A 25,359-nucleotide genomic window follows, 5' to 3' on the forward strand; every position below is an offset into this window, starting at 1 on the left:
GGCTGACCGCAAGGGGCGGCCCGTTGGACGGTCATGGCGCGTCCTTTGCCCTCGTCCGGGAGGAGAGCGCAGCGATGCGAGAGGACGAGATGACGATCGGGGAATTGGCGACGACGCGGCCGGCGTCGACCCGCGTGCTCTACCGACACGGGATCGAGTACTGCACCGGGGCGTCGCGGCGCCTGTCCGAAGCCTGCCGCGAGGCGGCGGTCGAGCCGGCGGCGGTGTTGGCGGAGGTCGCGCGCGAGGAGGGCGGTGGGCCGGCGGCGGTGGTGTGGCTGCGGCGACCGGTCGCGGCGCTCGTCGATCACCTGATCGGCGCCTTCCACACCGTGGAGCGGCGGGCGATGGAGCAGCTCGGGCGGCGGCTCGCCGACGCCGTGGCGCGGCAGCCGGCGGGCGCCGCGGCGCGCGATCTCGCGGAGGCGTTCGACGCGCTGCGCGGCGACCTCGGCGAGCACATGGCGAAGGAGGAGAGCGTCCTCTTCCCCTGGCTGCGCTCCGGCCGCGGCGACCTGGCGCGCACGCCGATCCAGGTGATGGTGATGGAGCACGAGGCGACGCTGCGGCAGCTCAACCACGTCCGGGCGCTGCGACAGGCCTTCGCCGCCGCGTCTGCCGCGTCCGCGGCGCCGATCGTCGACGGGCTCTGTGAGCTCGACCGCCATGTCCGCGAGCACATGCACCTCGAGAACAACGTCCTCTTTCCGCGCGCCCTGCGCGGCGAGGACTGACCGCACGACGACGAGGAGACGATGACGATGAGCTGGATCACCCGCACGATCGCCGCGGCCCTGGCGCTGAGCCCGCTTGCCCTGCCGTACCGCGCGGCAGCGCAGGGCGGCGACGCCAGGCAGCAGGCGCAGGAGATCTTCGCCGGCCGCTGCACGCCATGCCACGGCGCGCAGGGCAAAGGGGACGGCGCGGCGTCGAAGGGCCTGACGCCTCCACCGCGCAATTTCAGCGATCCCGCCTGGCAGCAGAGCGTCACCGACGACCACATCGAGAAGATCATCAAGTACGGCGGCGCGGCGGTCGGGAAGAGCCCGGCCATGCCCGCCAATCCGGACCTCAACGCCAAGCCGCAGGTGGTGATCGAGCTGCGGGAGATCGTGCGCGGGTTCGGCAAGTGACCGCGCTCGCGACAGGCCACGAGAAGGAGGGCAGGAGATGACTCAGTCGACCGCAACAGCGGCCCTGGGGGCCGCGAGCACGACGGTGGTCCGCAGGGCGGGCCGACTGCTGGCCGGCGCCGCGATCCTGGCGCTGGCGGCACTCGTCGGCCACCCCGCGCGTGGCGCCAGCGGCGAGAGCCTGCAGGAGTTGATGAAGGCGCGCGACCTCAGCGAGGCCGACGTGACGGCGGCGCTGAAGACCTACATGCCGACCGGCCGGCACGACGACTACTACATCTTCGCCTCCGGCGGGCACAGCGGCCAGGTCGTCGTCATCGGCGTGCCCAGCATGCGCATCCTCAAGTACATCGCCGTCTTCACCCCCGAGCCGTGGCAGGGCTACGGCTTCGGCGACGAGACCGATGCGCTGATCGAGACCGGCGATCGCCACGGCCACCCGCTGCGCTGGGCCGACACTCATCATCCGGCGCTGAGCGAGCTGAAGGGGGACTACGACGGCCGCTACCTGTTCATCGGCGACAAGGCCAACGCGCGCGTCGCAGTGGTGGACCTCGCCGACTTCGCCACCAAGCAGATCGTGTCGTCGAACCTCATCGAGTCCGACCACGGCGGCACCTTCGTCACCCCGAACACCGAGTACGTCATCGAAGCCAGCCAGTACCCGGCGCCGCTGGGCGGCAAATACGCGCCGCTCGAGCAGTTCAACGACGAGTACCGCGGGGCGATGATCTTCTGGAAGTTCGATCGCGACAAGGGCCGCATCGTCCCCGAGCAGTCGTTCGCCATCGAGCTGCCGCCGTACGCCCAGGATCTCGTCGATGCCGGCAAGCTGGCCAGCGACGGCTTCGCGTTCTGCAACTCGATCAACACCGAGCGCGCCTACGGCGGCGACCTGGAGGGCCGGCCGCCGATGGAGTCCGGCTACTCGCAGAACGACATGGACTACCTGCACGTCATCGACTGGAAGAAGGCCGAGCAGGTGGTGAAGGCGGGCAAGACGGAGAAGATCGCCGGCTTCACGGTCATCCGTCTGCCGGTGGCGGTCGAGGAGGGCCTTCTCCACTTCGTCCCCGAGCCGAAGAGCCCGCACGGGGTCGACGTCAGCCCCGACGGCAAGGACATCGTCGTCGGCGGCAAGCTCGACACCCACGCCACCGTCTACAGCATCGAGAAGATCAAGCAGCTCATCGCCGACAAGAAGTTCGAGGGGACCGACCCGTACGGCGTCCCCATCCTGCCCTTCAAGGAGTCGATCCGCGGCCAGGTGGAGATCGGCCTCGGCCCGCTGCACACGGTCTTCGACGACAAGGGCAACGCCTACACCTCGGTGTTCATCGAGTCGGTGGCGGCGAAGTGGAGCCTCAAGGATCTCAAGCTGATCGAGAAGATTCCCGCCCACTACAACATCGGCCACATCACCGCCGCCGAGGGCGACACCGTCAGCCCGGATGGCAAGTACGTGGTGATGATGGACAAGTGGGCGCTCGACCGCTTCGCGCCGGTCGGTCCGCTGCTGCCGCAGAACTTCCAGCTCCTCGACGTCAGCGGCGAGCACATGCAGCTCCTCGCCGATCTGCCGATCCCGCTCGGCGAGCCGCACTACGCGCAGATGATCAAGGCCGACAAATTGAAGCCGCTCGAGGTCTACAAGCCGGTCGGCACCAACCCGCTCACCGAGACCAAGGACCCGCATGCGGTCGAGGGCGGCAAGGAGCGCATCGACCGCAAGCCGGACGGGGTTCACGTCTACATGACCGCCATCCGCAGCCACTTCACGCCCGACATCATCCGCGTCAAGGAGGGCGAGACCGTGCACCTGCACATCACCAACCTCGAGCAGGCGTACGACGCGACGCACGGCTTCGCCATCGACTCGCACAACATCCAGCTCAGCCTCGAGCCGGGCGAGCACGCCAACGTCACCTTCGTCGCCGACAAGCCGGGCGTCTTCCCGATGTACTGCACCGAATTCTGCTCGGCGCTGCACCTGGAGATGGCGGGCTACCTGCTCGTCGAACCGAAGGCCGGCGGGACGACGGCCAAGGCCGATACGACCGCGGCCAAGGGCAAGAAGTAGCGGCAGGGCACTGGAGAGAGGACCGGTGACCACCATGACCACACTCGGCCGAGCGACGACGCGGGCGGGATGGAGCGGCCTCCTAGCCGGCGCCATCCTCCTCGTCGCCGCTTCCGCTCCGGCCGCCACCGACGAGCACGAGGTGCTCTACGAGCCGGTGCACATCGGCGCCGCGCCGGCGGCGGCGGCGACGCGCTGGACGCGGGTGGCGCCGCCGCGCCCCGCCGACTGCCTGACGGCGGCGGCCGACCGCGACCTGCAGACGGCGCTCGACGCCGCGCCCGACGGCGCCACGATCTGCCTCGAGCCCGGTCGCCATGCGGGCCCCATCACCGTCGCCCGCGCGCTGACGCTGTGGGGTCCGGCCGAGGCGGTGATCGCGTCCAAGGGAGTCGGCACCACCGTCCGCGTCACCGGCGCCGGCGCCCGGCTGCTCGGCTTCACCGTCGACGGCAGCGGCGGGCGCTTCGACACCGTCGACGCGGCGGTGAAGGTCGGCGCCTCCGATGTCGCCGTCGAGGGGCTGACCGTCGTCCATGCCGCGTTCGGCATTCTCGTCGAACGCGCGCAGCGGGTGACCGTCCGCGGCAACGACATCGTCGGCGATCCCGCCCTGCCCTTCGGCCTGCGCGGCGACGGCATCCGCCTCTGGGAGGTCGACGGGGCGACGATCGCGCACAACCGCCTCACCGACTCGCGCGACATGGTGGTGTGGTACTCGCGCGACAATCAGGTCATCGACAACGTCGTGGTGCGCGGCCGCTACGGCACGCACTTCATGTACAGCCACCGCAACCAGGTGCGGCGCAACCGCTACGTCGACAACGTCGTCGGCGTGTTCGTGATGTACAGCCGCGACGTCACCCTGGCCGACAATCTCATGGCGGGCAGCGGCGGCGCCGCCGGCATGGGCATCGGCCTCAAGGAATCGGGCAACGTCACCGCCACCCAGAACGTCCTCGTCCGCGACACCATCGGCGTCTACATCGACACCTCGCCGCTCGCCAACGACGACGCCAATCGCTTCGCGCGCAACGCCATCCGGCTGAGCGGGACGGCGGTCGTCTTCCACGGCCGCGCCACCCGCAACCATTTCCTCGACAACAGCTTCCGCGACAACCTGGCGCAGGTCGAGAGCCGCGGCGGCACCACCGCGCTCGACGCCGAGTGGCGCGGCAACGATTTCGACGACTACGCCGGCTACGACTTCGACGGCGACGGCTTCGGCGACGTGCCCTACGAGCTGCACAGCCTGACCACGACGCTCATCGGCCGCTACCCGAGCCTCGCCTACTTCCGCGGCGGCCTGGCGCTGTTCGCGGTCGATACCGTCAACCACATCGCGCCGCTCTTCCGGCCGACGACCCTGTTGGTGGACAGCCGGCCGCGCATGCAGCCGCTGGTGGACGAAGGCGCGCTGCGGGATGCCATCGATGCGCATTGAGCTGACGCACGTGCGCCGATCCTTCGGTCGCATCGCGGCCCTGAAGGGGATCACCGCCGCGGTGCCGAGCGGATCCCGCGTCGCCCTCATCGGCCCCAACGGCTCGGGAAAGTCGACCCTGCTGCGCGTCCTCCTCGGCATGGTCTCCTGCCAGGGCGAGGCGCGCATCGACGGCCTGTCGCCGTTCGCCGACCGCGCCACGCTCGCCGCGCGTCTGGCCTACGTGCCGCAGGTGGCGCCGCGCATCGCCGTGCCGGTGCGCGACCTGGTGCGTGCCGTCGCGCAGGTGCGCGACGTCGAACCGACGCGGGTCGCCGCCGCGGCGCGCGCGCTCCACCTCGACCTCGAGGAGATCGCCGGCCGCCAGTTGCGCGACCTCTCCGGCGGCATGCGCCAGAAGCTGCTCATCGCCCTCGCCCTCGCCGTCGATGCGTCGCTGTTCGTGCTCGACGAACCGACCGCCAGCCTCGACGCCGAGGCGCGCCAGGATTTCTTCCGCCTGATCGCCGGCATCCCGGCGCACGCCACCGTGGTGCTGTGCTCGCACCGCCTCGACGAGCTGCGCCAGCTCACCTCGCACGTGCTGGCGCTGCGCGACGGCGTGCTCGACTTCGCCGGCGCGACCGAGGACTACCTGCAGGCGACCGCGGTGTCGGTGGTGGACGTGCGCCTGGCCGCCGACACCGCCGGCGCCCTGCTCAGCGCCCGCGGCTTCGCGCCCGGGGCCAACCGCTGGTGGCGGCGGGTGCTGCCGCAGCGGCAGAAGCTCGCCCTGGTGCGCGACCTCGCCGTCAGCCTCAACGGCTCGGTCGAGAACGTCCTGGTGCGCGACGTCGAGACCTTGTCGCCGGCGGCGGCGCCCGAGGCCGCGGCGGAGAACGACCATGACGACTGACAGCCTTCGCCCGGGCGCGCGGCGGGCGCCGGCTTCGCCGCTCTGGCGCGGCGGCGCCGCGCTGCTGGTCGGCGGCGTCGTCACCGCCCTCGCCGCCGTCGTCGCCGTCGTCGCCTGGCAGGTGCGCGAGGGCCAGCGATTGCCGGATGCGCCGGTGGCGATCGCCTGGGACAGGGAAGCCTGCGCCCACTGTCACATGCAGCTCAGCCAGCCGCAGTACGCCGTGCAGCTCCAGACGCTGGACGGCGAGGTGGTGAATTTCGACGACCCGGGCTGCTTCTTCCTCTACCTCGACGACGAACGGCCGGCGATCCGCGAGGTGTGGTTCCACGACTCGCGCAGCGACCACTGGTGGCGGCGGCATGAGGTCGCCTTCGTCGCCGCGCCCGCCACGCCGATGAACCTCGGCCTGGCGGCGGTCGCCGACGGCGAACCGGGAGCGATCAGCTACGACGAGGCGCGCGCCCGCATCGCGGCGCGCCCCGAGGTGCGGAGGTGACGATGACGACCCGGGACCTCACCGCGATCGTTCGCCTGGACCTGGCGGAGACCATCCGCTCGCGCTGGGCGCTGTTCTGCGTCGGCCTCTACGCCGCCCTCGCCGCCGTCTTCGTCTTCGTCGGCATGCGCGAATCGACCCTGCTCGGCTTCACCGGCATGGGACGGGTGCTGGTCGGCCTCAGCCACGCCATGCTGATGGTGCTGCCGTTGCTCGCCCTCACCGCCTCGTCGCAGGTCATCAACCGGGCCCGCGAGGAGGGCGCGCTGGAGGTGTTGTTCAGCCATCCGATTCGCCGCGGCGCGTACTTCCTCGGCGTCACCGCCTCGCGCTACCTGGTGCTCACCGTGCCGCTGCTCGGGCTCTTCGCCGGGCTCAGCGTCCTCGGCGCCACCGTGCTCGGCGGCGGCGTCCTGTGGAACGTCCTCGCCCGCTCGCTGCTGGTGAGCGCCGCGCTGCTCGCCGCCTTCCTCGGCATCGGCCTGGCCATCTCCACCTTCGTCGCCAACCCGGCGCGCTCGGCGACCATCGCCCTGGTGGCGTGGATCCTCGCCGTCGCCCTGCTCGACTTCGCCCTCATCGGCGTCATGCTGCAGTGGCGCCTGCAGCCGCAGGGCGTGTTCGCCCTGGCGCTGCTGAATCCGGTGCAGGCGGCGCGCATGGCGCTGCTGTCGGCCGGCGACCCCGAGCTGTCGACGCTCGGGCCGGTCGGCTTCTACCTCGCCAACCGCGTCGGCGCCGGCGCCCTGTTGGCGTTCGGCATCGCCTGGCCGCTGGGCGCCGGGCTCGCCGCCTGGCTGTTGGCGTACGTGCGTTTCACCCGCGGCGACGTGGCGTGAGCGCAACCACGGACGAGGGACCACGTGATGAAACCGCTGATGATCGAGAAATTCTACGCCTACCTCGACACGCCCATCCGCATGCCGGTGCGGGTCATCCTGGCGGCGCTGATCGTGCCCCTGCTGCTCAGCTTCGTCACCCCGATGTGGCGCATCTCGATGTACGCGCCGCAGTATCCCAAGGGCCTCTGGCTCGACATCTACTCGCACAAGCTCGCAGCCGGCAACGACGGCCAGCACCTGCAGGAGATCAACACCCTGAACCACTACATCGGCATGAAGCACCTCGACCGCGCCGAGATGTCCGACCTCGACTGGCTCCCCTTCGGCTTCGGCATCCTCGCCCTGCTGGCGCTGCGCGCCGCCGCGATCGGCACCACCCGCTCGCTCATCGACCTGACGATGATCAACCTCTACGTCTGCGCCTTCGCCTTCGCCCGCTTCACCTACCGCCTCTACCTCTACGGCCACGACCTCGCCCCCGACGCCCCGGTGAAGGTCGAGCCCTTCACCCCGGCGATCTTCGGCACCAAGCAGATCGCCAACTTCACCACCCACAGCTACCCGGCGATCGGCGGCTACCTGATCTTCCTCTACGCCGCGGGAGTGACGTTGCTGACGCTGTGGTACCTGTACTCCGGCCGCAGCCGGGCCCTGCGGACGGCCGCCGTCTGAACCGGGGGAGCGACGAGAAACGCCACAGGGGCGAGGGACGAGTCCAGGCTCGCGTTGATCGCCCCGTGAGAGCCGGACACAGGAGGGCGTCTGTTGCAGCGATCGGATCGCCGTGCATGATGCGCGCCGATGGATGAGCGCGGACAGATCCTCGAATGGCTGCGGAATGCGTGCGCGGAGTACCGACTGGAGCCGCGCGCGGTGTTCCGACACAGCCGGTCGAGCGCGTGGCCGCTGACGGCGCGGAACGATCAGGAGCTCGAAGCAAAGCTCGGAGAGGGTGGGCACTTGCTCCCGCTCCCCAAAGAGCCCGCCGCGCTTGCCAACGTCATCGAGGTCACGGTCGTCGACTACCTGCTGACGCGCATCCGCGAAGTCCCCGGCGCGCTGGCGAACCGAGGAACCGAGCGGGGCTATCCAGACATCGAAATCGGAGGCGACGTCTGGGGCAACAGGTTTCACGCCGTGGACGTCAAGGTCGCCAGGCGACGGAACGCGACGCGCACCCAGAGCCGCATCACCCTCTACACCGGGAACACCTATTTTCGGTACGACACGTTGAGGTGGCCTGGGACGTTTCGGCCGTTCGGCGAGTACGCGAGCCACCTCGACGTGATCGTCCTCTACACCCTCGACCCGGAGCTGACGCAGCGCGCCCGCGACGTCGAGCTCCTGGTTCACGAAGCGTGGCGCATTGGGTCCCGGCAGCGTTCGTCGACGACACGCGAATACCTGGGTGCCGTTCAATCCATCGACCAGCTTCGCGCCGGAAAGGGCGAGTTCGCGTCGGAACGCGAGTTCTACGACTACTGGCGAAAGTACAATTTCAAGACGGGAAGGGCGGTAGAGAAGCAACTCCACAGGCTGCTGGCACAGAAGGACGGGGCTACGGGACGGAAGCCAGGGGAAGTGTAGCCGCCCGCTGCCGGCCCTCCCCTTCGCCGTTCCCCGCGCGTTTGGCGGCTGCGTACCCTTTGCCGGTGCCGGGGTGTGCGTCGTGGCGACCCGCGAGCGCCATGTACTTGCGGGGCACGATGCCTGGTGGTTCCGGCTCCGGCGCGCCCGGGCGCGGACTGGGCAACAAGGTCGCATTCGCCGCGACCCGGGGTTGGCCGAGAAGCTGCCGTCTGATCGCGCGCGCCAGAACCTCTGCCAGACCCGACGGGACCGCATTGCCGACCTGTCGTTGGACCGCCGCGAGATTGCCGAGCACATCGAAATCGTCCGGCATCGTCTGCAGCCGACAGAGCTCACGGGCGGACAGCCGGCGGTTCTTCCAGTGGAATGGCCCGATCGCGGGACCGGGCTGAGCCTGAATCGTCCACGAAGGGCGGTCCTTCGCCAGCTTCAGCAGGAACGTCCAGAAGCGACGGCGCCAGCCGAACAGCGGCACGCCGCCGCCCCGCTCGGTGTGCCACAGATAGTTCTGCCCTTCCGGAATGCTCGGCAGGAGGTGTGCCCACTTGCCGCGCACCTGCAAACCATCGGTGGGAGTGTTCTCGAGATCGCCGATCGCGTCCCAAGCGGTCGCATAGGGGGGCAGGTCGATCAGCCACTGCGTCTCCGCGTCGTGGGGGCGGTGGGTCGGGCTTGGAAACCTGAAACTCGCACCGTCGCGAGCGCCGACGACGAAGACGCGCTCCCGCTGCTGCGGTACGCCGTAGTCAGCGGCGTTGAGACAAGCGACGGTCAACGCATAGTCGGACCGTCGCTCCCGGTTGATCGCGTCGATGGTGCGCCGAATGAGGTCGAGGCCTTCGCTCTTGGCACGGTACGCCAGTCCGGGGACGTTCTCGAGAAGAAACGCTCGCGGCAAGGCATCGCGAAGGACGCGAAGATACGCGCCCAGCGTCCCGGCCCGCTCGTCGTCGAGGCGCAGCGTGTCACCCGTCGCCCAGTACCCGGCTTTCGAGAACGGCTGACACGGAGGACCGCCGATGAGTACGTCAGCTTCCCCTTCGGCAAGGCCGGCCACGGCGAGAATCTCGGCGGACGTCACTGCGTGGACGTCCCGGTCGAGAACCGGCCAAGGACGATTCGCTCGCAGAGTGGAAGCTGCCGCTGGGTCGATCTCCACACACACCGCCGTCTGGAAGCCGGCGGCCTCGAACCCGAGATCCAACCCACCCGCACCCGTATAGAGGCTTAGCGCCCTCGGCCTGGCCATGTCCTTGTCCCTCGCCCGCGACGACTTACGCCGTATCTTCGCCCACGGCTGGACAGCGAGTCAACGCTCTTGAGCTCGCATCCCAGGCGCTGCTCCAGCGCCCGACGAACCGCCAGGGCAGCCCGCTCGGCGCTGCGCCGAATGTCGGACTCCCAGAATCGCAGTACCTTCCAGCCGCAGCGACGAAGCCGGGCAGCCTGCTCGCGGTCGCGTTCTCGATTGCGGCTGATCTTCGCGATCCAATAGTCGGCGTTGGTCCCCGCCCGCAGTCTGGCACGTCGCGCCTCGAAGTCCCGGCCGTGCCAGAAGTCGCCATCGCAGAACACCACGACCCGTGCCCGCGGAAATACGAAGTCAGGCTTGCCGGGAAGATCGGTGACGTTACGGCGGTAGCGGTATCCGAGCCGTGCAAGCGCCCGACGCAGGGCCTCCTCGCACCGTGTCCCGGCCTTCCGGCTGCTGGCGCGCGCCGCCGCGCTGGCGCGAGCGCTTGCGGAGGATCGCCCGACATAGCTCGGAGCCCGCGCCATCGTCACGCGACGGTCGCTACCAAGAAAATCCCCGACCGCCAAATTCCCCGCGCGTCGGTGGGCGCGCGCGGGCGTCGAGAACATCGCCGAGGCCTGACGAACCGCCAGTTGATCCCAGTCTCGGCATCGGCACCGCCGACGGCGCTTGGCGTCTCCGCGCGGTTCGGACTAGACGTCCCGCGCATGTGGCCGGGATTCCATGCCGCGCGGACGCCGGACAAGCCGGCCATCGTCATGGCCGGCTCGGGCGAGGTGGTGACGCACGCCGAGCTCGACGCCGAGTCGAATCGGCTGGCGCAGCTCCTGTACGCGCGCGGGCTGCGCTGGGGCGATCACCTGGCGCTGTGCATGGAGAACTGTGCCCGCTTCCTCGAGGTGACGTGGGCGGCGCAGCGCTCGGGCCTGGTGTACACGCCGATCAACTTCCACCTCACGGCGGAGGAGATGGCGTACATCGTCGGCGACTGCGACGCGCGAGCGCTGATCGTCGGCGGCGGGCTCGGCGATGCGCCGGCGGCGCTGGCGCGCCAGCTCGGCCCACAGGTGGCGATCCGACTCGCCGCCGGCGGCGCCATCGCCGGTTACGAATCGTACGAAGCGGCGGTGGCGGCGCAGCCCCCGGCGCCGCTCGCCGAGGAGATCGAGGGCTCGCCGATGCTCTACTCCTCCGGCACCACCGGGCGGCCGAAGGGCGTGCTGCAGCCGCACGCGCGCACGCCGATGGGCGGCGGCCCGCCGCTGCTGCAGACCTTCTGCGCCCTCTACGGGGTCGACGACGGCGCCGTGTACCTCTCGCCGGCGCCGCTCTACCACGCCGCGCCGCTGCACTTCTGCATGAGCATGCTGCGCGCCGGCGGCACGGTGGTGGTGATGGAGCGCTTCGACCCCAGCGAAGCGCTGGCGCTGATCGAGCGCTACCGGGTCACCCACAGCCAGTGGGTGCCGACGATGTTCGTCCGCCTGCTCAAACTCTCCGAGGCGGAGCGGCGGCGTCACGACCTCGCCTCGCACCGCATCGCCATCCACGCCGCGGCGCCCTGCCCGGTGGCGGTCAAAGAGCAGATGATCGCCTGGTGGGGGCCGATCCTGTTCGAGTACTATTCGTCCACCGAGGGCATCGGCGCCACCACGATCGACAGCGCCGCCTGGCTGGCGCACAAGGGCTCCGTCGGCCGCGCGCTGGCGGGCACCATCCACATCCTCGACGACGACGGCAACGAGCTGCCGCTCGGCGAATCGGGCCGCGTCTTCTTCGAGATGCCCACGCCGGTGCCGGTCGCCTACCACAAGGACGCCACCAAGACGGCCGGGCTGCGCAACGCCCAGGGCTGGGGATCGGTCGGCGACGTCGGCTACCTCGACGCGGACGGCTATCTCTACCTCACCGACCGCAAGGACTTCATGATCGTCTCCGGCGGCGTCAACATCTATCCGCAGGAGATCGAGAACCTGCTCGTCACCCATCCGCAGGTCGCCGACGTCGCCGTCTTCGGCGTCCCCAACGACGAGATGGGCGAGGAGGTGAAGGCGGTGGTGCAGCCCCTCGACATGGCGGCCGCCGGACCGGGGCTCGCCGCCGCGCTGCAGGACTTCTGCCGCCAGCACCTGGCGCGCTACAAGTGTCCACGCAGCATCGACTTCACCGCCGAGCTGCCGCGCGCGCCGACCGGCAAGCTGTACAAACGGCTGCTCCGCGACCGCTACTGGCACGGCCACGCGCGCCGCATCAACTGACGTCCGGCACTTCCTCGCGACACGGCAGCGCGCCAGCGCTGCGCCCGTCGAGGTGTCATTGAACCCCGCATGCGCCCGGAATCGCCCGAGCGATGCCGCCAGTCATCTCCGATCTCCCGACGGGCTTCCGCGCCGCGGTCCACGGCCGACCTGGCCCGGACCGTGCTACGTCAAATGTAGTGATCGGCGCAGATCGAGCCTTGCAAAGGGGGACGCTAGGGGAGTACGCGCTGAAGCGGCAACGAAACACCGGCGCGCCGGGGGGAGACGTCGACCGGATCCGCGGCTTCGACGCCGTGCCCCGCGGCGAGGAATGGTGAGCGGAGGGGCCGCGACGCATGGCTTGGCGTGAATCGCACCTGCGACCCGTGGCGACGGGCGCCAACCCGGCGCATCGCGGCCCACCGATCGCGGCGCTGCTCGACGCGCTGCCGGCGCACGTCGCGCTGCTCGATGGCAACGGCGTGATCGTCGCGGTCAACCGCCCGTGGCGGCAGTTCGCGGCCGAGAACCAGCTCGCCGACCCGGCCTGCGGCGTCGGCAGCGACTATCCCGCCCTCTGCGCGGCGGCGGCGGACTGCGACGACGCGGTCGCCGTCGCGGCCGGCCTGCGGGCGGTGCTGAGCGGAACGTCAGAGACCTTCCTGCGCGAGTATCCCTGCCACGCCCCCGGCCAGCAGCGCTGGTTCCAGCTTCGCATCACCCCGCTGCGGCCGCATCCCGGGGCGCTGATGATCCACGTCGACATCACCGGACGACGCCAGGCCGAAGAGCACCTGCGCGCCAGCGAGGAGCGCTTCCGCGCCCTGGTCGAGGACGCCCGCGAGGGCATCCTGCTGCTCGATGCGCGCGGCCGCATCGACTACGCCAGCCCGGCCGCGGCGCGCGTGCTCGGCCTGCCGCTGGAAGCGATTGCCGGCCGCTCCGCCATCGACTTCGTCCATCCCGACGATGCCCCGCTGGCGCGCCAGAGCTTCGCCGCGGTCCTCGCCCACCCGCGGGTACCGACATCGGGCACCGTGCGCCTGCGCGACGGCGCGCGCTGGGTCGAGGCGACGGGGCGCAACGAGCTGGCGCAGCCGAGCGTCGGCCGCGTCGTGATGACGCTGCGCGACGTCACCGAGCGCGTCACCGCCGAAACGGCGTTGCGCCGCCGCGCCGACGCCGACGCGCTGCTGGTGTCGCTCTCGAGCCGCTTCATCACCTGCCCGCTCGACGAGATCGACGACGCGGTGGGCGAAGCGCTGCGCCGCGTCGGCACCTTCACCGGCGTCGACCGCGCCTACATCCTCCGCGTGTCGGCCGACGGCCAGAGCGCCGAGTACGCGCACGAATGGTGCGCGCCCGGCATTGCCTCGCTGCGCCCGATGATGGCCAACCTCGGATCGCTCGACGCCTTCCCCTGGGCGCTGGAACGCTACCGGCGCGGCGAGGTCGTCCTCATCCCGCGCGTCGCGGACCTGCCGCCGGAGGCGGCGCCGGAACGCCTCATGAGCGAAGCCGCCGGCGTGCGCTCGTCGCTGTTGGTGCCGATCGCCTACGGCGGCGCCCTCGCCGGCGTCGTCGGCTACGCGTCGGTGCGCGGCGAGCGGTGCTGGGACGAGCAGGAGCTGGGGCTGCTCAAGGTGGTGGGCGAGATGTTCTTCAACGCCCTGGAACGCCAGCGCGGGGAAGCGGCGCTGCGTCGGCGGGCACGCCACCAGGAGGCGCTGGCGTCGCTCGGCCAGTTGCTGCTCGCCGATCCGCCGCTGCGAGCGGTGTACGACGCCGCCGCCGAGACGGCGGCGCGGGCGCTCGACACCCAGCTCAGCGTCATCGTCGAGCTGCTGGCCGACGGCGAGACGCTGCAGTCGCGCGCCGGCGTCGGCTGGGCGCCGGGGCTCGTCGGGTACACCACCGTCGGCAGCCAGACGGCGTCGCACACCGGCTACACCCTCCACCGCGGACACCCGGTGGTGCTCGCCGACGCGCGCAGCGAGCAGCGCTTCGCCATCCCGCCGGTGCTGCGCGCCCACGGCGTCGTCAGCGGCGTCGCGGCGCCGATCGGCGTGCCGCCGCAGGTCGTCGGCTGCGTGGCGGTGTACACCACCGCGCCGCGCCGCTTCGACGACGAGGACCTCGCCTTCCTGCGCGGCCTGGCCACCGCGCTCTCGGCGGCGATCGAGCGCGACCGCGCCCGCCAGGTCGAACGCTACCTGGCGCGCATCGTCGCCGCCTCCGACGACGCGATCATCGGCGAGAGCCTGGACGGCACGATCATCAGTTGGAACCCCGGCGCCGAACGCCTCTACGGCTACCGCTCCGGCGAGATGATCGGCCGCTCGGTGCGGCGCATCATCCCGGGCGACTGCCAGGAGGAACAGCAGCAGATCCTCGATCGCGCCCTGCGCGGCCAGGCGACGCCGCGGCTCGAGACCCTGCGCCGGCGCAAGGACGGCACCCTGGTCGACGTCTCGCTCACCGTCTCGCCGATCGTCGACTCGAACGGCCGCGCCACGGGCCTCGCCTCGATCGCGCGCGACATCGGCGCCGCCCGGCGCGACGCCGCGGCGCTGCGTAGCGCCTCGGAGCGGCTGCAGATGCTGTGGGAGATCGACCAGGCGATTCTCGCCGCCGCCGCGCCCGAGGCCATCGCCCAGGCCGCCATCACCCGGCTGCGCCAGGCCGTCGGCTGCGACCGCACCAGCGTCCTGCTCTTCGACGAGGCCACCGGCTCGATGACGCTGCTGGCGGCCGACGACGCCGGCCCGCCCTCGCTGCTGCCGGGCGACCGCTTCGGGCTCGGGGAGATCGGCGCCATGGATGTGCTCCGCGAAGGCCACCCCGAGCACATCGCGCCGCCGGGAGTCGCCGACGACGGGCCACCGGGCCTGCGCCGCCTGGCCGCCGCCGGCTTCCGCACCATGGTGCGCCTGCCGATGCTCGCCGAGGGCGAGCTCCTGGGTACCGTCAACCTGCTGTCGCGCAGCGCCGACGCCTTCGAGCCGGCACACATCGAGATGGCGCGCGAGGTCACCACCCAGATTGCCGTGGCGATGCGCCAGGCGCGCCTGCACGAGGCGGTGCGGCGCCACGCCGACGAGCTCGAGTGGCGGGTGCACGAACGCACGCTGCAGCTCGAGGCCACCAACCAGGAGCTGGAAGCCTTCGCCTACAGCGTCTCGCACGACCTGCGGGCGCCGCTGCGCGCCATCGACGGCTTCAGCGCCCTGCTCGCCGAAGAGTGCGGCGCGCAGCTCGACGCCGCCGGCCGCGACTACCTGGGGCGCGTCCGCACCGCCGCCGGCCGCATGGCCGAGCTGATCGACGCCCTGCTCGATCTGTCGCGGGTGGCGCGCGGCGATCTCCACTGGCAGGTCGTCGATCTCAGCGAGGCGGCCGCCGCCATCGCCGCCGAGCTCGCCGACCCGCGGCGCGAGGTCGACTTCGTCATCCCGCCCGGCCTGCGCGTCGAAGGCGACCGGCGACTGCTGCGGGTCGTGCTGCAGAACCTGATCGGCAACGCCTGGAAGTACACCAGCAAGCAGCCGCGGGCGCGCATCGAGCTCGGCCGCCTCGAAGCGGACGGCCTGCCGGTCCACTTCGTGCGCGACGACGGCGCCGGCTTCGACATGGCGTACGCCGACAAGCTCTTCGCCGCCTTCACCCGCCTGCACGCCGCCTCCGAGTTCGAGGGCACCGGCATCGGCCTGGCGACGGTGCAGCGCATCGTCCGCCGTCACGGCGGCCGCGTCTGGGCCGAGGGCGAGCCGGGCCGCGGCGCGACGTTCTATTTTACCCTCGGCCCGGCCCCCCCGACCGCGACGACGTAACGGCCTTCGCCCCCGCGCCAGCCGGCGCGGGCCTCCCCCGTTGCCGTCGCCCCGCGCGCTCGGCGGTGATCTCGCTCACCCGCGATAACGCGCCCGCAATTCGTCCTTGCGCACCTTGCCGGTGGCGTTGCGCGGCAGTCCGTCGACCACCTCGAGCTGTTCGGGGATCTTCTGCATCATGACACCGCGCGATTGCATGAAGGCGCGCAGGTCGCCGAGGCTCAGGGCGCGGCCGGGGCGGAGGACGACGCAGGCGCAGACGCGCTCGCCGCTGGCGGCATCGGGCACGCCGATGACGGCGACGTCCGCGATCGCGGGATGGGCCGCGAGATCGTCCTCGATGCCCTTGGCGGACAGGTTCTCGCCCTTGCGGATGATGATGTCCTTGCGCCGGCCGGTGATGCGGATGAATCCCTCGGCGTCGGCGACGGCGAGATCGCCGGTGCGGAAGAAGCCGTCGGCGGTGAAGGCGGCGTTGAGCGCCGGATCGAGATAGCCGACGCACTGCTGCGGCCCGTAGGCCTCGACCTCGCCCTCGACGCCCGGCGGCACCGGCCGCCCCTGTTCGTCCACCAGGCGCGCCGTCGCGCCCGGCACCGGCCGGCCGTCGGTGCCGTGCAGTTTCTCCTCCGGGTCGCCCGGGCGGCCGCAGGTGAACATCGGGCACTCCGTCATGCCGTAGGAGCGATAGGCGAAGCACCCGAACTTGTCGCGCAGCTCGCGCATCAGCTCCGGCGAGACGTCGGCCGCGCCGGAGCCGGAGCTGCGCACCGAGCGCAGCTTCTCCGGGGCGTAGTTGGGCGCCGCGAACATGCCCTGCAGGATCGCCGGCGGACCGCCGGCGCTGGTGACGCGATGGCGTTCGATGAGGTCGATCGCCAGCGCCGGATCGAAGCTCTCCATGTAGACCGTGCTCGCCCCCCAGCGGATCGGCAGCAGTACGAACATCACCAGGCCGCCGATGTGGGTGAGCGGGAACTGCAGCAGGCTGCGGTCGTCCGGCTGCGGCGGAAAGAGCTGGGCGTGGTAGTGGAGCACGGCGCCGAGGGTCGAGGGCGTGTGCAGCACGCCCTTCGGGTCGGCGGTGGTGCCCGAGGTGTAGAACAGCGCGCTGACATCGTGCGCCCCGAGCGGCGACGGCGGCAGCGGCGCCGCCGGATCGTCCTCCAGCGCCTCGAGCGCCCGCTGGCCGGCCGCCGGCGCGGCGCGGACGGTGAGCACGTGTTCCAGATCCGGCGCCGCCGCCTGGACGGCGCGCGCCAGCTCGCGGTGGTCGAAGCCGCGCACCTCGCCCGGCACCACCAGCACCCGCGAGCGCGCCTGACGGCAGACGAACGCCACCTCGCGCTCGCGGTAGATGGTGATGATCGGGTTCGACACCGCGCCGAGGCGATCGATCGCCACCGCCAGGGCCGCGCCCTCGAACCAGTTCGGCAGTTGCCAGGAGACGACGTCGCCGGCGCGCACCCCGAGCCTCGCCAGCGCCACCGCGATGCGGTCGGCGCGCGCCCGCAGCGCGCCGTAGGTGAGCTGGCGGCCGCCGCTGCGCAGGCCCTCGATCAGGAAGACGCGGTCGCGACCCGCCGGCAGGCGCGCGTCGAGCATCGCCGACAGGGTCGGCTGCGGCCATTCGCCGCTCGCCTCGTGGCGGGCGCGCCGGTCGTCGGGCGGGCGGGTCGGTCGCACGGATCGGCTCGTAGCATCCGCGGCGACGGGGCGGAACCGCGCCGGTGGCGGCCGTGGACGTCGCGGGTTTGCCGTGGACCGGTCACCCGCCGTGGGCTATGAAGCGGCACCTGCAGGAGGAGGGTGCCCCGTGGAGACGCCGGAAGAGGAACCCGAAAGTCCACCGCTGACCTTCGACCCGATGAGCCTGCTCGCCGCGCTGCTCTCCGCCACCGGCGTGCTGCGGGTGCGCAAGCGACCGCGCCGCAAACGGTCGTGAGGTGCCCCGACGGCGAAGATGACACGACGGCACGAGCTTCCGCCTGCTCGTGGTCGTCGCGCTCGCCGCGCCGTTCGCGACCGGGGCTCACGCCCTGAAGGTTTCGGTTCGCGGGCTTCGTCGGCCTGATCTGGTCGGCGGCCCGCGAGCGATCGACTCGTTCCCCGCCCGCCTGATCGTTCTCGCCGGCCGCGCGCCCACCGGCTTGCACACGGCCGACGAACGCACCGACGCCGCAGGGCAGCGCATCGCCGCCTGGCGCATCGACTGGTAGGCGTGGGCGGGATGACCGAAAGCGAGGCGCTCGTCGCCGCCGTCACCGGCGGTCTGCTGCCGCGGCCGTGCGATGTCGGCGCTGGCGGCCTGACCCTGCACTGCCTCGAATGGGGGGCGCGCGCGGCGCCGCCGGTGCTGCTCGTGCACGGCAACGGCGGTCACGCGCACTGGTGGGACGCGCTGGTGCCGTTCCTGCTCGACGGCCGGCGGTTGATCGCGCCCGACCTGCGCGGCCACGGCGAGAGCGACTGGCCGGCCGAGCCGGCCTACGGCGTGGCCGACTTCGGCGCCGACCTGGTGGCGCTGCTCGACGAGCTCGATCTCGCGCCGGTGGCGCTCGTCGCCCACTCGATGGGCGCCCGGGTCGCCGTCTGGCTGGCGGCGCGCCACCCCGAGCTGGTGCGCGGCCTGGCGCTGCTCGACACCAGCCTCGCCGGGGTCGACGACGCCACGGCACGGCAGTGGCGCGGGCGGGTCGCCGGCCAGCGCCGGGGACGCGCCTACGCCTCGTACGCCGAGGCGCGCGCCGCCTTCCGCTTCGTGCCGCCGGAGGCCGACGTGGCGCCGGCGATCACCGACGACCTCGCCTTCCACGCCATCGCCGAGCGCGCCCCGGGCGAATGGGCCTTCCGCTTCGACCGCGCCGTGCTCTCGCTCGCCGGCGACGGCGCCGGCAACCTGCTCGACGTCGCGGCGAGCGTCGCCTGCCCACTCTGGATCGGCCGCGGCAGCGGCAGCTTCGTCACCCCGCGCGCGGAGGTCGCCGCCCTGCGCGCCCGCCGCGGCGGCGCGCTCGAGGTCCACGACTTCCCCGGCAGCCACCATTTCTTCCTCTCCCACCCACGCCTCGCCGGCGACGCGCTGCGCGCCTTCCTGGACCGCATCGACGCGTGACCGCGGCTCCGCCCGTGGCCGCAGGGCACCGTCGGGCAGGGAAGCGACGGCTCGACCGCCCCGACGGCAGCGCGTCGCAACGCGCTCACGCGAACAGCAGCGGGATCACCAGGTGGGCGGCGCAGTGGCCGACGCAGACCAGGGCCGGGCCCGGCCACAGGGCGGCGGCGCTCATGACGACGCCGGGGAAGAGGAAGCGGGTGGCGACCTGGGCGGGGACGAACGGAGCGGCGCCGGGGCCGACCTGATGCAGCGCGGCGAATGCCGTCGCCGCGAGCAGCACCGCGACCGCCGCGGCGGTGCGCGGCGGCAGGCGGCGGCGGGCGATCGCCAGCGCCGCCGGCAGCACGGCGAGGCGGATCAGCACCTCCTCGGCCAGCCCGGCGGCGAGGCCGGCCGAGAGCCCGGGGGCGGCGCTCTCCTCGGGCGGAATCATGCCCGGCAGGCGCGGTCCGACGAGCAGCCGCAGCAGCACCGCCGCGCCGATCGCCATGCCGACGCCCACCGCGGCGAGGCGCAGCGAGCGGCGCAGCGCGGGCGCGCCCGGCCAGGCGAGCAGCAGCCAGATCGGCAGGGCGGCAATCGCGGCGACGGGGATGGCGAACAGACCGAGCGTCAGGGCGATCGAGCGCACCAGCGGATCGGCGGCGCGCAGCGCGACCTCGTCGGGCGGCGCGATGAACAGCAGCAGCGCGGTGAGGAGCGCGAACGGCTGCAGCAGCGCCGCGGCCGCGGCCACCTGCTCGTGCCAGGCGCGCGCTCCGCCCATGCCGCTCAGGCGGCGCGGAACCGCGCCACCAGCGCGTCGACCTGGGCGCGCCGCGGCCCGATGGTGGCGTCGAAGGCGCGCGCGCGCTTGACGAACAGGTGCGCGTCGCACTCCCAGGTGAAGCCCATGCCGCCGTGGTTCTGCACGTTGTCGGCGGTGTTCTGCAGGTAGGCGTTGGCGCACAGCAGCTTGGCGACGGCGACCTGGAAGTCGGCATCGGCGGCGCCGTCGCGCACCGACACGGCGGCATAGGTGGTGGCGCTGCGCGCCACCTCGGCGCGCACCGCCATGTCGGCGCAACGGTGCTTCACCGCCTGGAACGAGCCGATCGGCTTGCCGAACTGCTGCCGCACCTTGGCGTACTCGACCGACATCTCGACGGTGCGGGCGATGCCGCCGACCGCCTCGGCGCAGCCGAGGACGATCGCGGCGCGGCGCAACCCGGCGCGGTCAGCCGGCAGACGGACCGCGGCGGCGTCGGCGAAAGCCACCGTGCCGACCGGATTGGTGGCATCGAGGCTGGCTTCGGCCTGCGCCGTCACGCCGGCGCCGCGCGGCACGAACAGCACGCCGGCTTCGTCGATCACCAGGAAGGCGTCGGCCAGCCCGGCGCCGAGCACGGCGCGCCGCGTGCCGGAGAGGCGGTCGCCGCTCAGTCGCAGGGGGCCGCCCCAGGGGTCGACACAGAGCGCGACCCGCAGCTCGCCGGCGCGCGCCGCCGCGGCCGCCGCGTGTCTCGACTCGCCGAGCGCCTGCGCCGCCAGCACGCTGCCCAGCCACGGACCGGGCGCCAGGACGCGGCCGAGCTCCTCGAACAGTACCATCTGCTCGGTGAGCGCGTAGTCCTCGAAGACGCCCAGGCCGGCGGCGGCGCGCCACAGCGGCGCCAGGGCGTCGCCGTCGGCGCCGCACAGCGCCCGCACCCGCGTCATCGGCAGCTCGGCATCGAGAAAGGCGCGCACCGAGTCGCGGATCGCGTCCTGTTCAGGGGTCGGCATCAGGTCCATCGCTCACTCCAGAGATCAACGCTCGCTGTCGCCTCCGCGAGCCGCGGCGCCCTCGGCGGCATCGGCGGTGGAGAGGGTCATCGGGGCAATCCGAGGATGCGGTCGCCGATGATGTTGCGCTGGATGTCCTTCGAGCCGGCGGCGATGGTCGACGAGAAGGCGATCAGGTAGTGGCTGACCCAGCTCGGCGCCGTCGCCGTGCGCGGCGTGACGCGGGCCGGGGTGCCCTCGGCGTCCCAGGCGAGAATGTCCGCGCCGAGCACCTCCATGGCGAGGGCGAAGACGCGCTGCTGCAGCTCGGAGAAGAAGAGGCGGATGAGCGACGCCTCGGCGCTCGGCATGCCGGTGCGGGCGGTGCGGCTGACGCTGCGATAGGTCATCGAGCGCAGCGCCTCGACCTCGGCGCGCAGCAGGGCGAGGCGGCGCGCCACCTCGTCGTCGGCCAGCGCCGGCCGGCCGTCGAGCAGCGGCGTGGCGCGGGCGATCTCGATGAGCTGGTCGACCAGGCGGGTCAGCTTCACCTGCTCGGCGAGGAAGGCGGTGCCGCGCTCGAAGCTGAGGGTGGCCATCGCCACCTGCCAGCCCTCGTTCATCCGGCCGACGATGTTGCGGCGCGGGATGCGCACCTCGTCGTAGAACACCTCGCAGAAGTCGCTGCCGCCGGCGATCGTCTTGATCGGGCGGATGGTGATGCCCGGGGCGTCCATCGGGCAGATCACCCAGGTGATGCCCTTGTGCTTCGGCGCCTCGGGATCGGTGCGCACCAGCAGCTCCTGGAACTGCGCGATCTGCGCGAAGCTGGTCCAGATCTTCTGGCCGCTGACCACCAGGTCGTCGCCGTCGACGACGGCGCGGGTCGACAGCGCCGCCAGGTCCGAGCCGGCGCCGGGCTCGGAGAAGCCCTGGCACCAGATGACCTCGCCGCGCAGGATGCGCGGCAGGTGGAAGGCCTTCTGCTCCTCGCTGCCGCAGGCGATCAGCGTCGGCCCGCCGTGGTTGAGGCCGACGAACAGGGTGGTCGGATCGTGGGCGCCGGAGCGGGCGAACTCCTCGTACCAGATGAGCTGCTCCATCAGCGACGCGCCGCGGCCGCCGAACTCCCTCGGCCACGAGATGCCGGCATAGCCGGCATCGAACAGCTTGCGCTGCCAGGCCATGTCGAAGGTCTTGCGCGCCTCGAGGTCGTGCTCGGGCGGCTCATGGTCGGAGCGATTGGCCTCGAGCCACGCCCGCGCCGCGGCGCGGAAGCGCTCCTCCTCGGGCGTGAAGCGGATGTCCATCGGCTGGTGCTAGCGCGGCGGCGGGGATGGGCTCAAGAGCGCGCCTCTGTGCGCCGCTCCTGTCGTGCGCCCCTCTTCACGCCCAGAGGAAGGCGCCGCCGTCGACCATGAGGGTCTGCCCGGTCAGGTAGCGGCAGGCGTCGGAGCAGAGGAAGAGGACGACCGGCGCGATGTCGTCCTCGGGATCGCCGAGGCGGTCGATGCAGCGGTCGAAAACCAGCGAACGGCCCTGGGCGGCGGCGCGCTCGACGCCCGACCTGCCGCGGTCGGACGCGGCGCCGGGGCAGAAGCAGTTGACGACGATGCCGTGCTGGCCCCACTCGCGCGCCGCGGTGCGGGTGATGGCGCGGATCGCCTCCTTCGACATCGCGTAGGCGCCGTAGCCGTGCAGGCCGACGAAGCCGGCGGCGGAGCCGACGTTGACGATCCGCCCCCAGCCCTGCGCCTTCATGTGCGGGAACACCGCCTGCATCGCCCACAGCGTGCCCATCGGGCCGGAGGCCAGGAACACGTCGGCGTCCGCCTGCGTGATCGCCTCCACCGGCGCCTGGGCGCGGAAGGTCTGGGCGTTGTTGACCAACGCGTCGACCCGGCCGAAGCGGTCGACGGTCGCCGCCACCATCGCCGCGATCGAGGCCGGCTGCTGGACGTCGCAGACCACCCCGAGCGCGTCGACGCCGAGCGCCCGCAGCTCGTCGAGCGTGCGCTGCATCCGATGCTCCTTCCACTCGGCGACGACGACCCGGGCGCCGTGGCGCCCGAGATGGCGGGCGATGCCGCGGCCGATGCCCTGCCCGGCCCCGGTGACGATGACGACCCGGTCCTTCACCCCATGCTCGGTCATGCGCGCTCCTTTGGCTGCGAGCCGGCGCAGGCTATAGCGCGGTTCGACGGCGAGGACACGGGGGCGCGCGGAGCACATGGGCGAGCACGGATACCTGGATCGCTTCCGTCTCGACGGGCGGACGGCGCTGATCACCGGCGCCAGCCGCAACATCGGCGCCGCCATCAGCCGCGCCTTCGCGGAAGCGGGCGCCGGACTGGTGATCAACGCCCGCGCCCCGGATCGGCTGGAGGCGTGCGCCGTCGCGCTGCGCGAGCGCTACGGCGTGCCGGTGCTGGCGGTCGCCGCGGACCTCTCGCGCCCCGCCGAGCGGGCGCGGCTGCTCGCCGCGGTCGCGGCGGCGGGCGTCGAGATCGACGTGCTGGTGAACAATGCCACCAGCGGCGGCCGACCGGACAGCGGGCTGGCGACCAGCGAGGCGCAGTGGCGGGAGGCCATCGAAGTCAACGTCGCGGCGCCGTTCGAGCTCTGCCGCGCCCTCATCCCCGCCATGCAGGCGCGCGGCCGCGGCGCCGTCATCAACGTCCTCAGCACCGCCGCCTTCGCCGTCGTGCCGCCGATGCTCGCCTATGGGGCGATGAAATCGGCGCTGTGGACGATGACCCGCTACCTGGCGCGCGAGTGCGCGCCGGCGGTGCGGGTCAACGCCATCTGCCCCGGCACCATCGAGGAGGGCGGCGCGCTCAAGGTGCCGAGCTGGGCGGCGCTGCTGCCGCGCACCGCGCTCAATCGCGTCGGCGACCCCGACGAGCTCGCCGGCGCGGCGCTGTTCCTCGCCTCGGACGCGGCGAGCTACACCACCGGCGAGGTGGTGTTCGTCGACGGCGGGCGCGTGCGCACCGGCTGATCGCGGCTGCCGGTCGCGATCGGGGCCGCGGCCCCGATCGTCCCCGAACGGCGGTCAGCGGGCGTGGACGCTGACGTGGTAGGGCTCGAGGGTGTCGATCGACTCGACGCTGTCGACGCCGCGCTGCCAGCGGAAGTGGGAGATGGTGACGTGGTCGGCTTCGATGTCGAGCAGGTGAAAGCCGTTGAGCTCCTGGATCGGCGTGATCGGCTCGACGTCCAGGCCGCGCGGCGGCGTGGCGAGGGTGCCGCGCGCGGCCGACGGCCAGCCGACGCCGGTGGCGGGCGTGCCGCTGATGACGCTGACGATCGGGTTGGCGCGGAAGTCGCGCGCGCCGCTGGCGTGGATGATGCCGGAGCCCTGGCCGTGGATGTCGCCGCTGACGAACAGCGGCAGCCGCGGCATCGCCGAGGCGGCGGCGAGCAGGCGGTCGTGCTGGGCCAGGAACCCGCTCGCCCACCCGGGCTTCGGCACGTCGGTGGTGAGCGCGCCGTCGACCAGGTAGTCGGGGTACCACTCGGCGTACTTGCCGGCCGTCCAACCGGGAGGATTGGACGGCAGGTGCACGAGCTGCGCCGCGGTGGCCTCGGCCATGCGCCCGTGCAACCAGCGCTCGACCGCGTCCGGCACCAGGCCGGCGTCGGGCCCGTCGGCCGGGTGCATGAACCCCTTGCAATCGTAGAGCAGGGCCTCGAGCAGCTCCCCCCAGCGCAGGGTGCCGAACGACTCGCTGACGCCGGCGGGTCGATCGGCGGCCGAGGCGCCGGGAAGGTCGAGCGGGCGCCACGGATCGGGCAGGAACTCCGGGTAGTAGAGCCACTGCGTGGCGCGCGCCAGCTCGCGGCTGAAGGCGTCGGGCGGAAACGTCGTCAGCGACGGCGTCACCTGATCGTCCTCGAAGTAGTCGTGGTCGTCGCGCAGGAAGAAGACCGGCGTGTCGCGCAGCAGGGTGCCGTACAGCGCGGCGATCTGCCCGTCGACGGCGCGCGTCAGCACCGTTTCGTTGGCGGTGCCGAGCACGGCCTGGTCGCGATCGAACACGCCGGCGATGCGTCTGGCGGTCGGCGACTGGCCGAGCAGCACCGCCGAGATGCTCGCCCGCAGATCCCAGTAGATGTGATCGCCGTTGGCCACGACGACGTCGGGCGCGTAGCGCAGGCCGCGCTGCAGGAGCCGGCGCCGGACGTCGATCGGCACGTAGAGCCCGAAGGCGTCGTGCCCGCCGGCGCACGTGTAGGCGAGGATGCGCACCCGGCGCGGCCGCGCGTTCGGCGCCGGCAGCGTCGCCAGCCGCCACGGCTCGGTGATGGCGCGCCGCCCCTCGTGCAGCGCCAGGACGTGCCGGCGCTGCGCCGCCAGCCCGCGGGCATCGAAGGCCCAGAAGCGCCCGCTGCTGTCGGTGCGAATGCCGCGCAGCCGGCGGCCGTCGAGGCGCAGCTCGGGCGCCGACGCCGGCGGCTCGTGGAACGAGACCTTGAGATACAGGCGATCGCTGCTCGCCGTGCCGAGGATGTGCGCCACCTCGCCGTCGTCGGTCGGCGACGCGCCGGGATCGGCGGCATCGCCGCAACCCGCCATCGTCATCGCCGCCGCGCTGGCGGCGAGGCGCAGAAATTCGCGGCGCTTCATGGGCAGCGACTGCACCCTGCGCCGGTCCGGGCGTGAGCGTCAAGCCGCGCCGCGCGACCG

The 25,359-nt window shown here is 72.2% G+C and carries 22 protein-coding genes; 14 read left to right on the forward strand and 8 right to left on the reverse strand.

Going from position 1 to position 25,359, the window contains the following annotated elements; all coding sequences use genetic code 11:
- Window positions 1-74 precede the first annotated feature (74 nt).
- The 9 genes from KF840_13685 to KF840_13725 all read left to right on the forward strand — a co-directional run bounded on the left by KF840_13685 (window position 75) and on the right by KF840_13725 (window position 8,480).
- Complete coding sequence (locus KF840_13685) at window positions 75-734, forward strand: DUF542 domain-containing protein (GenBank protein MBX3025953.1); 660 nt, start codon at window positions 75-77, stop codon at window positions 732-734.
- Window positions 735-761: 27 nt separating this feature from the next.
- Window positions 762-1,133 carry a c-type cytochrome gene (locus KF840_13690; protein ID MBX3025954.1) on the forward strand — a complete coding sequence of 124 codons (372 nt, stop codon included), beginning with the start codon at window positions 762-764 and terminating at the stop codon, window positions 1,131-1,133.
- A 37-nt stretch (window positions 1,134-1,170) separates the two neighbouring features.
- A complete protein-coding gene (nosZ, locus tag KF840_13695; GenBank protein ID MBX3025955.1) occupies window positions 1,171-3,213 on the forward strand; it encodes a Sec-dependent nitrous-oxide reductase in 2,043 nt (680 codons plus the stop codon).
- Window positions 3,214-3,247: 34 nt separating this feature from the next.
- A complete protein-coding gene (gene nosD / locus KF840_13700) occupies window positions 3,248-4,657 on the forward strand; it encodes a nitrous oxide reductase family maturation protein NosD (GenBank protein ID MBX3025956.1) in 1,410 nt (469 codons plus the stop codon).
- Window positions 4,647-5,552, forward strand: a complete 906-nt coding sequence (locus tag KF840_13705; GenBank protein MBX3025957.1) for an ABC transporter ATP-binding protein — start codon at window positions 4,647-4,649, stop codon at window positions 5,550-5,552. The genes nosD and KF840_13705 overlap by 11 nt, the downstream gene beginning before the upstream one ends.
- Window positions 5,542-6,051, forward strand: coding sequence for a hypothetical protein (locus KF840_13710; GenBank protein MBX3025958.1), 510 nt, complete (start codon window positions 5,542-5,544; stop codon window positions 6,049-6,051). The genes KF840_13705 and KF840_13710 overlap by 11 nt, the downstream gene beginning before the upstream one ends.
- Before the next feature lie 2 nt (window positions 6,052-6,053).
- The gene (locus KF840_13715) at window positions 6,054-6,890 is read left to right on the forward strand and encodes an ABC transporter permease subunit (GenBank protein ID MBX3025959.1); all 837 of its coding nucleotides are present in this window, start codon (window positions 6,054-6,056) and stop codon (window positions 6,888-6,890) included.
- Window positions 6,891-6,914: 24 nt separating this feature from the next.
- Entirely contained in the window at window positions 6,915-7,565 is a 651-nt protein-coding gene (locus KF840_13720) for a hypothetical protein (GenBank protein MBX3025960.1), read from the forward strand.
- Window positions 7,566-7,694: 129 nt separating this feature from the next.
- A complete protein-coding gene (locus KF840_13725; protein ID MBX3025961.1) occupies window positions 7,695-8,480 on the forward strand; it encodes a restriction endonuclease in 786 nt (261 codons plus the stop codon).
- Here KF840_13725 and KF840_13730 read toward each other — a convergent pair.
- Together KF840_13730 and KF840_13735 are read right to left on the reverse strand one after the other, a co-directional pair.
- A complete protein-coding gene (locus KF840_13730; GenBank protein ID MBX3025962.1) occupies window positions 8,452-9,732 on the reverse strand; it encodes a DNA cytosine methyltransferase in 1,281 nt (426 codons plus the stop codon). The two genes, KF840_13725 and KF840_13730, sit on opposite strands and share 29 nt — an antisense overlap.
- Window positions 9,711-10,346: a very short patch repair endonuclease gene (locus tag KF840_13735; protein ID MBX3025963.1), complete on the reverse strand. Its 636-nt coding sequence runs from the start codon at window positions 10,344-10,346 to the stop codon at window positions 9,711-9,713. The genes KF840_13730 and KF840_13735 overlap by 22 nt, the downstream gene beginning before the upstream one ends.
- 99 nt (window positions 10,347-10,445) lie before the next feature.
- On the opposite strand from KF840_13735, the gene KF840_13740 reads away from it, so the two are divergent.
- Both KF840_13740 and KF840_13745 read left to right on the forward strand, forming a co-directional pair.
- Window positions 10,446-11,996 carry an acyl-CoA synthetase gene (locus KF840_13740; GenBank protein MBX3025964.1) on the forward strand — a complete coding sequence of 517 codons (1,551 nt, stop codon included), beginning with the start codon at window positions 10,446-10,448 and terminating at the stop codon, window positions 11,994-11,996.
- A gap of 338 nt (window positions 11,997-12,334) precedes the next feature.
- A complete protein-coding gene (locus tag KF840_13745; GenBank protein ID MBX3025965.1) occupies window positions 12,335-15,808 on the forward strand; it encodes a PAS domain S-box protein in 3,474 nt (1,157 codons plus the stop codon).
- A gap of 75 nt (window positions 15,809-15,883) precedes the next feature.
- Here the strand turns inward: KF840_13745 and KF840_13750 are convergent, their stop codons facing one another.
- Window positions 15,884-17,494, reverse strand: coding sequence for an AMP-binding protein (locus KF840_13750; protein ID MBX3025966.1), 1,611 nt, complete (start codon window positions 17,492-17,494; stop codon window positions 15,884-15,886).
- 308 nt (window positions 17,495-17,802) lie between these two features.
- On the opposite strand from KF840_13750, the gene KF840_13755 reads away from it, so the two are divergent.
- Window positions 17,803-18,027: a hypothetical protein gene (locus KF840_13755; GenBank protein MBX3025967.1), complete on the forward strand. Its 225-nt coding sequence runs from the start codon at window positions 17,803-17,805 to the stop codon at window positions 18,025-18,027.
- A gap of 11 nt (window positions 18,028-18,038) precedes the next feature.
- The gene (locus KF840_13760; protein ID MBX3025968.1) at window positions 18,039-18,923 is read left to right on the forward strand and encodes an alpha/beta hydrolase; all 885 of its coding nucleotides are present in this window, start codon (window positions 18,039-18,041) and stop codon (window positions 18,921-18,923) included.
- Between the two features lie 85 nt (window positions 18,924-19,008).
- Here the strand turns inward: KF840_13760 and KF840_13765 are convergent, their stop codons facing one another.
- From KF840_13765 to KF840_13780, 4 genes are all read right to left on the reverse strand, one after another.
- Window positions 19,009-19,692, reverse strand: a complete 684-nt coding sequence (locus KF840_13765) for a hypothetical protein (protein ID MBX3025969.1) — start codon at window positions 19,690-19,692, stop codon at window positions 19,009-19,011.
- A 5-nt stretch (window positions 19,693-19,697) separates the two neighbouring features.
- On the reverse strand, window positions 19,698-20,690 hold the full coding sequence (locus KF840_13770; GenBank protein ID MBX3025970.1) for an acyl-CoA/acyl-ACP dehydrogenase: 993 nt from the start codon (window positions 20,688-20,690) through the stop codon (window positions 19,698-19,700).
- 86 nt (window positions 20,691-20,776) lie between these two features.
- Window positions 20,777-21,979, reverse strand: coding sequence for an acyl-CoA dehydrogenase family protein (locus KF840_13775; protein MBX3025971.1), 1,203 nt, complete (start codon window positions 21,977-21,979; stop codon window positions 20,777-20,779).
- A 76-nt stretch (window positions 21,980-22,055) separates the two neighbouring features.
- Entirely contained in the window at window positions 22,056-22,823 is a 768-nt protein-coding gene (locus KF840_13780) for an SDR family oxidoreductase (GenBank protein ID MBX3025972.1), read from the reverse strand.
- A 76-nt stretch (window positions 22,824-22,899) separates the two neighbouring features.
- Here KF840_13780 and KF840_13785 point away from each other — a divergent pair, with 76 nt between their 5' ends.
- The gene (locus KF840_13785) at window positions 22,900-23,670 is read left to right on the forward strand and encodes an SDR family oxidoreductase (GenBank protein ID MBX3025973.1); all 771 of its coding nucleotides are present in this window, start codon (window positions 22,900-22,902) and stop codon (window positions 23,668-23,670) included.
- Window positions 23,671-23,724: 54 nt separating this feature from the next.
- On the opposite strand, the gene KF840_13790 is transcribed toward KF840_13785, so the two are convergent.
- Window positions 23,725-25,299: a hypothetical protein gene (locus KF840_13790; protein ID MBX3025974.1), complete on the reverse strand. Its 1,575-nt coding sequence runs from the start codon at window positions 25,297-25,299 to the stop codon at window positions 23,725-23,727.
- Window positions 25,300-25,359: the final 60 nt, after the last annotated feature.

This window comes from bacterium (genome assembly GCA_019637795.1).
Lineage (GTDB): Bacteria > Desulfobacterota > Binatia > HRBIN30 > CADEER01 > JAHBUY01.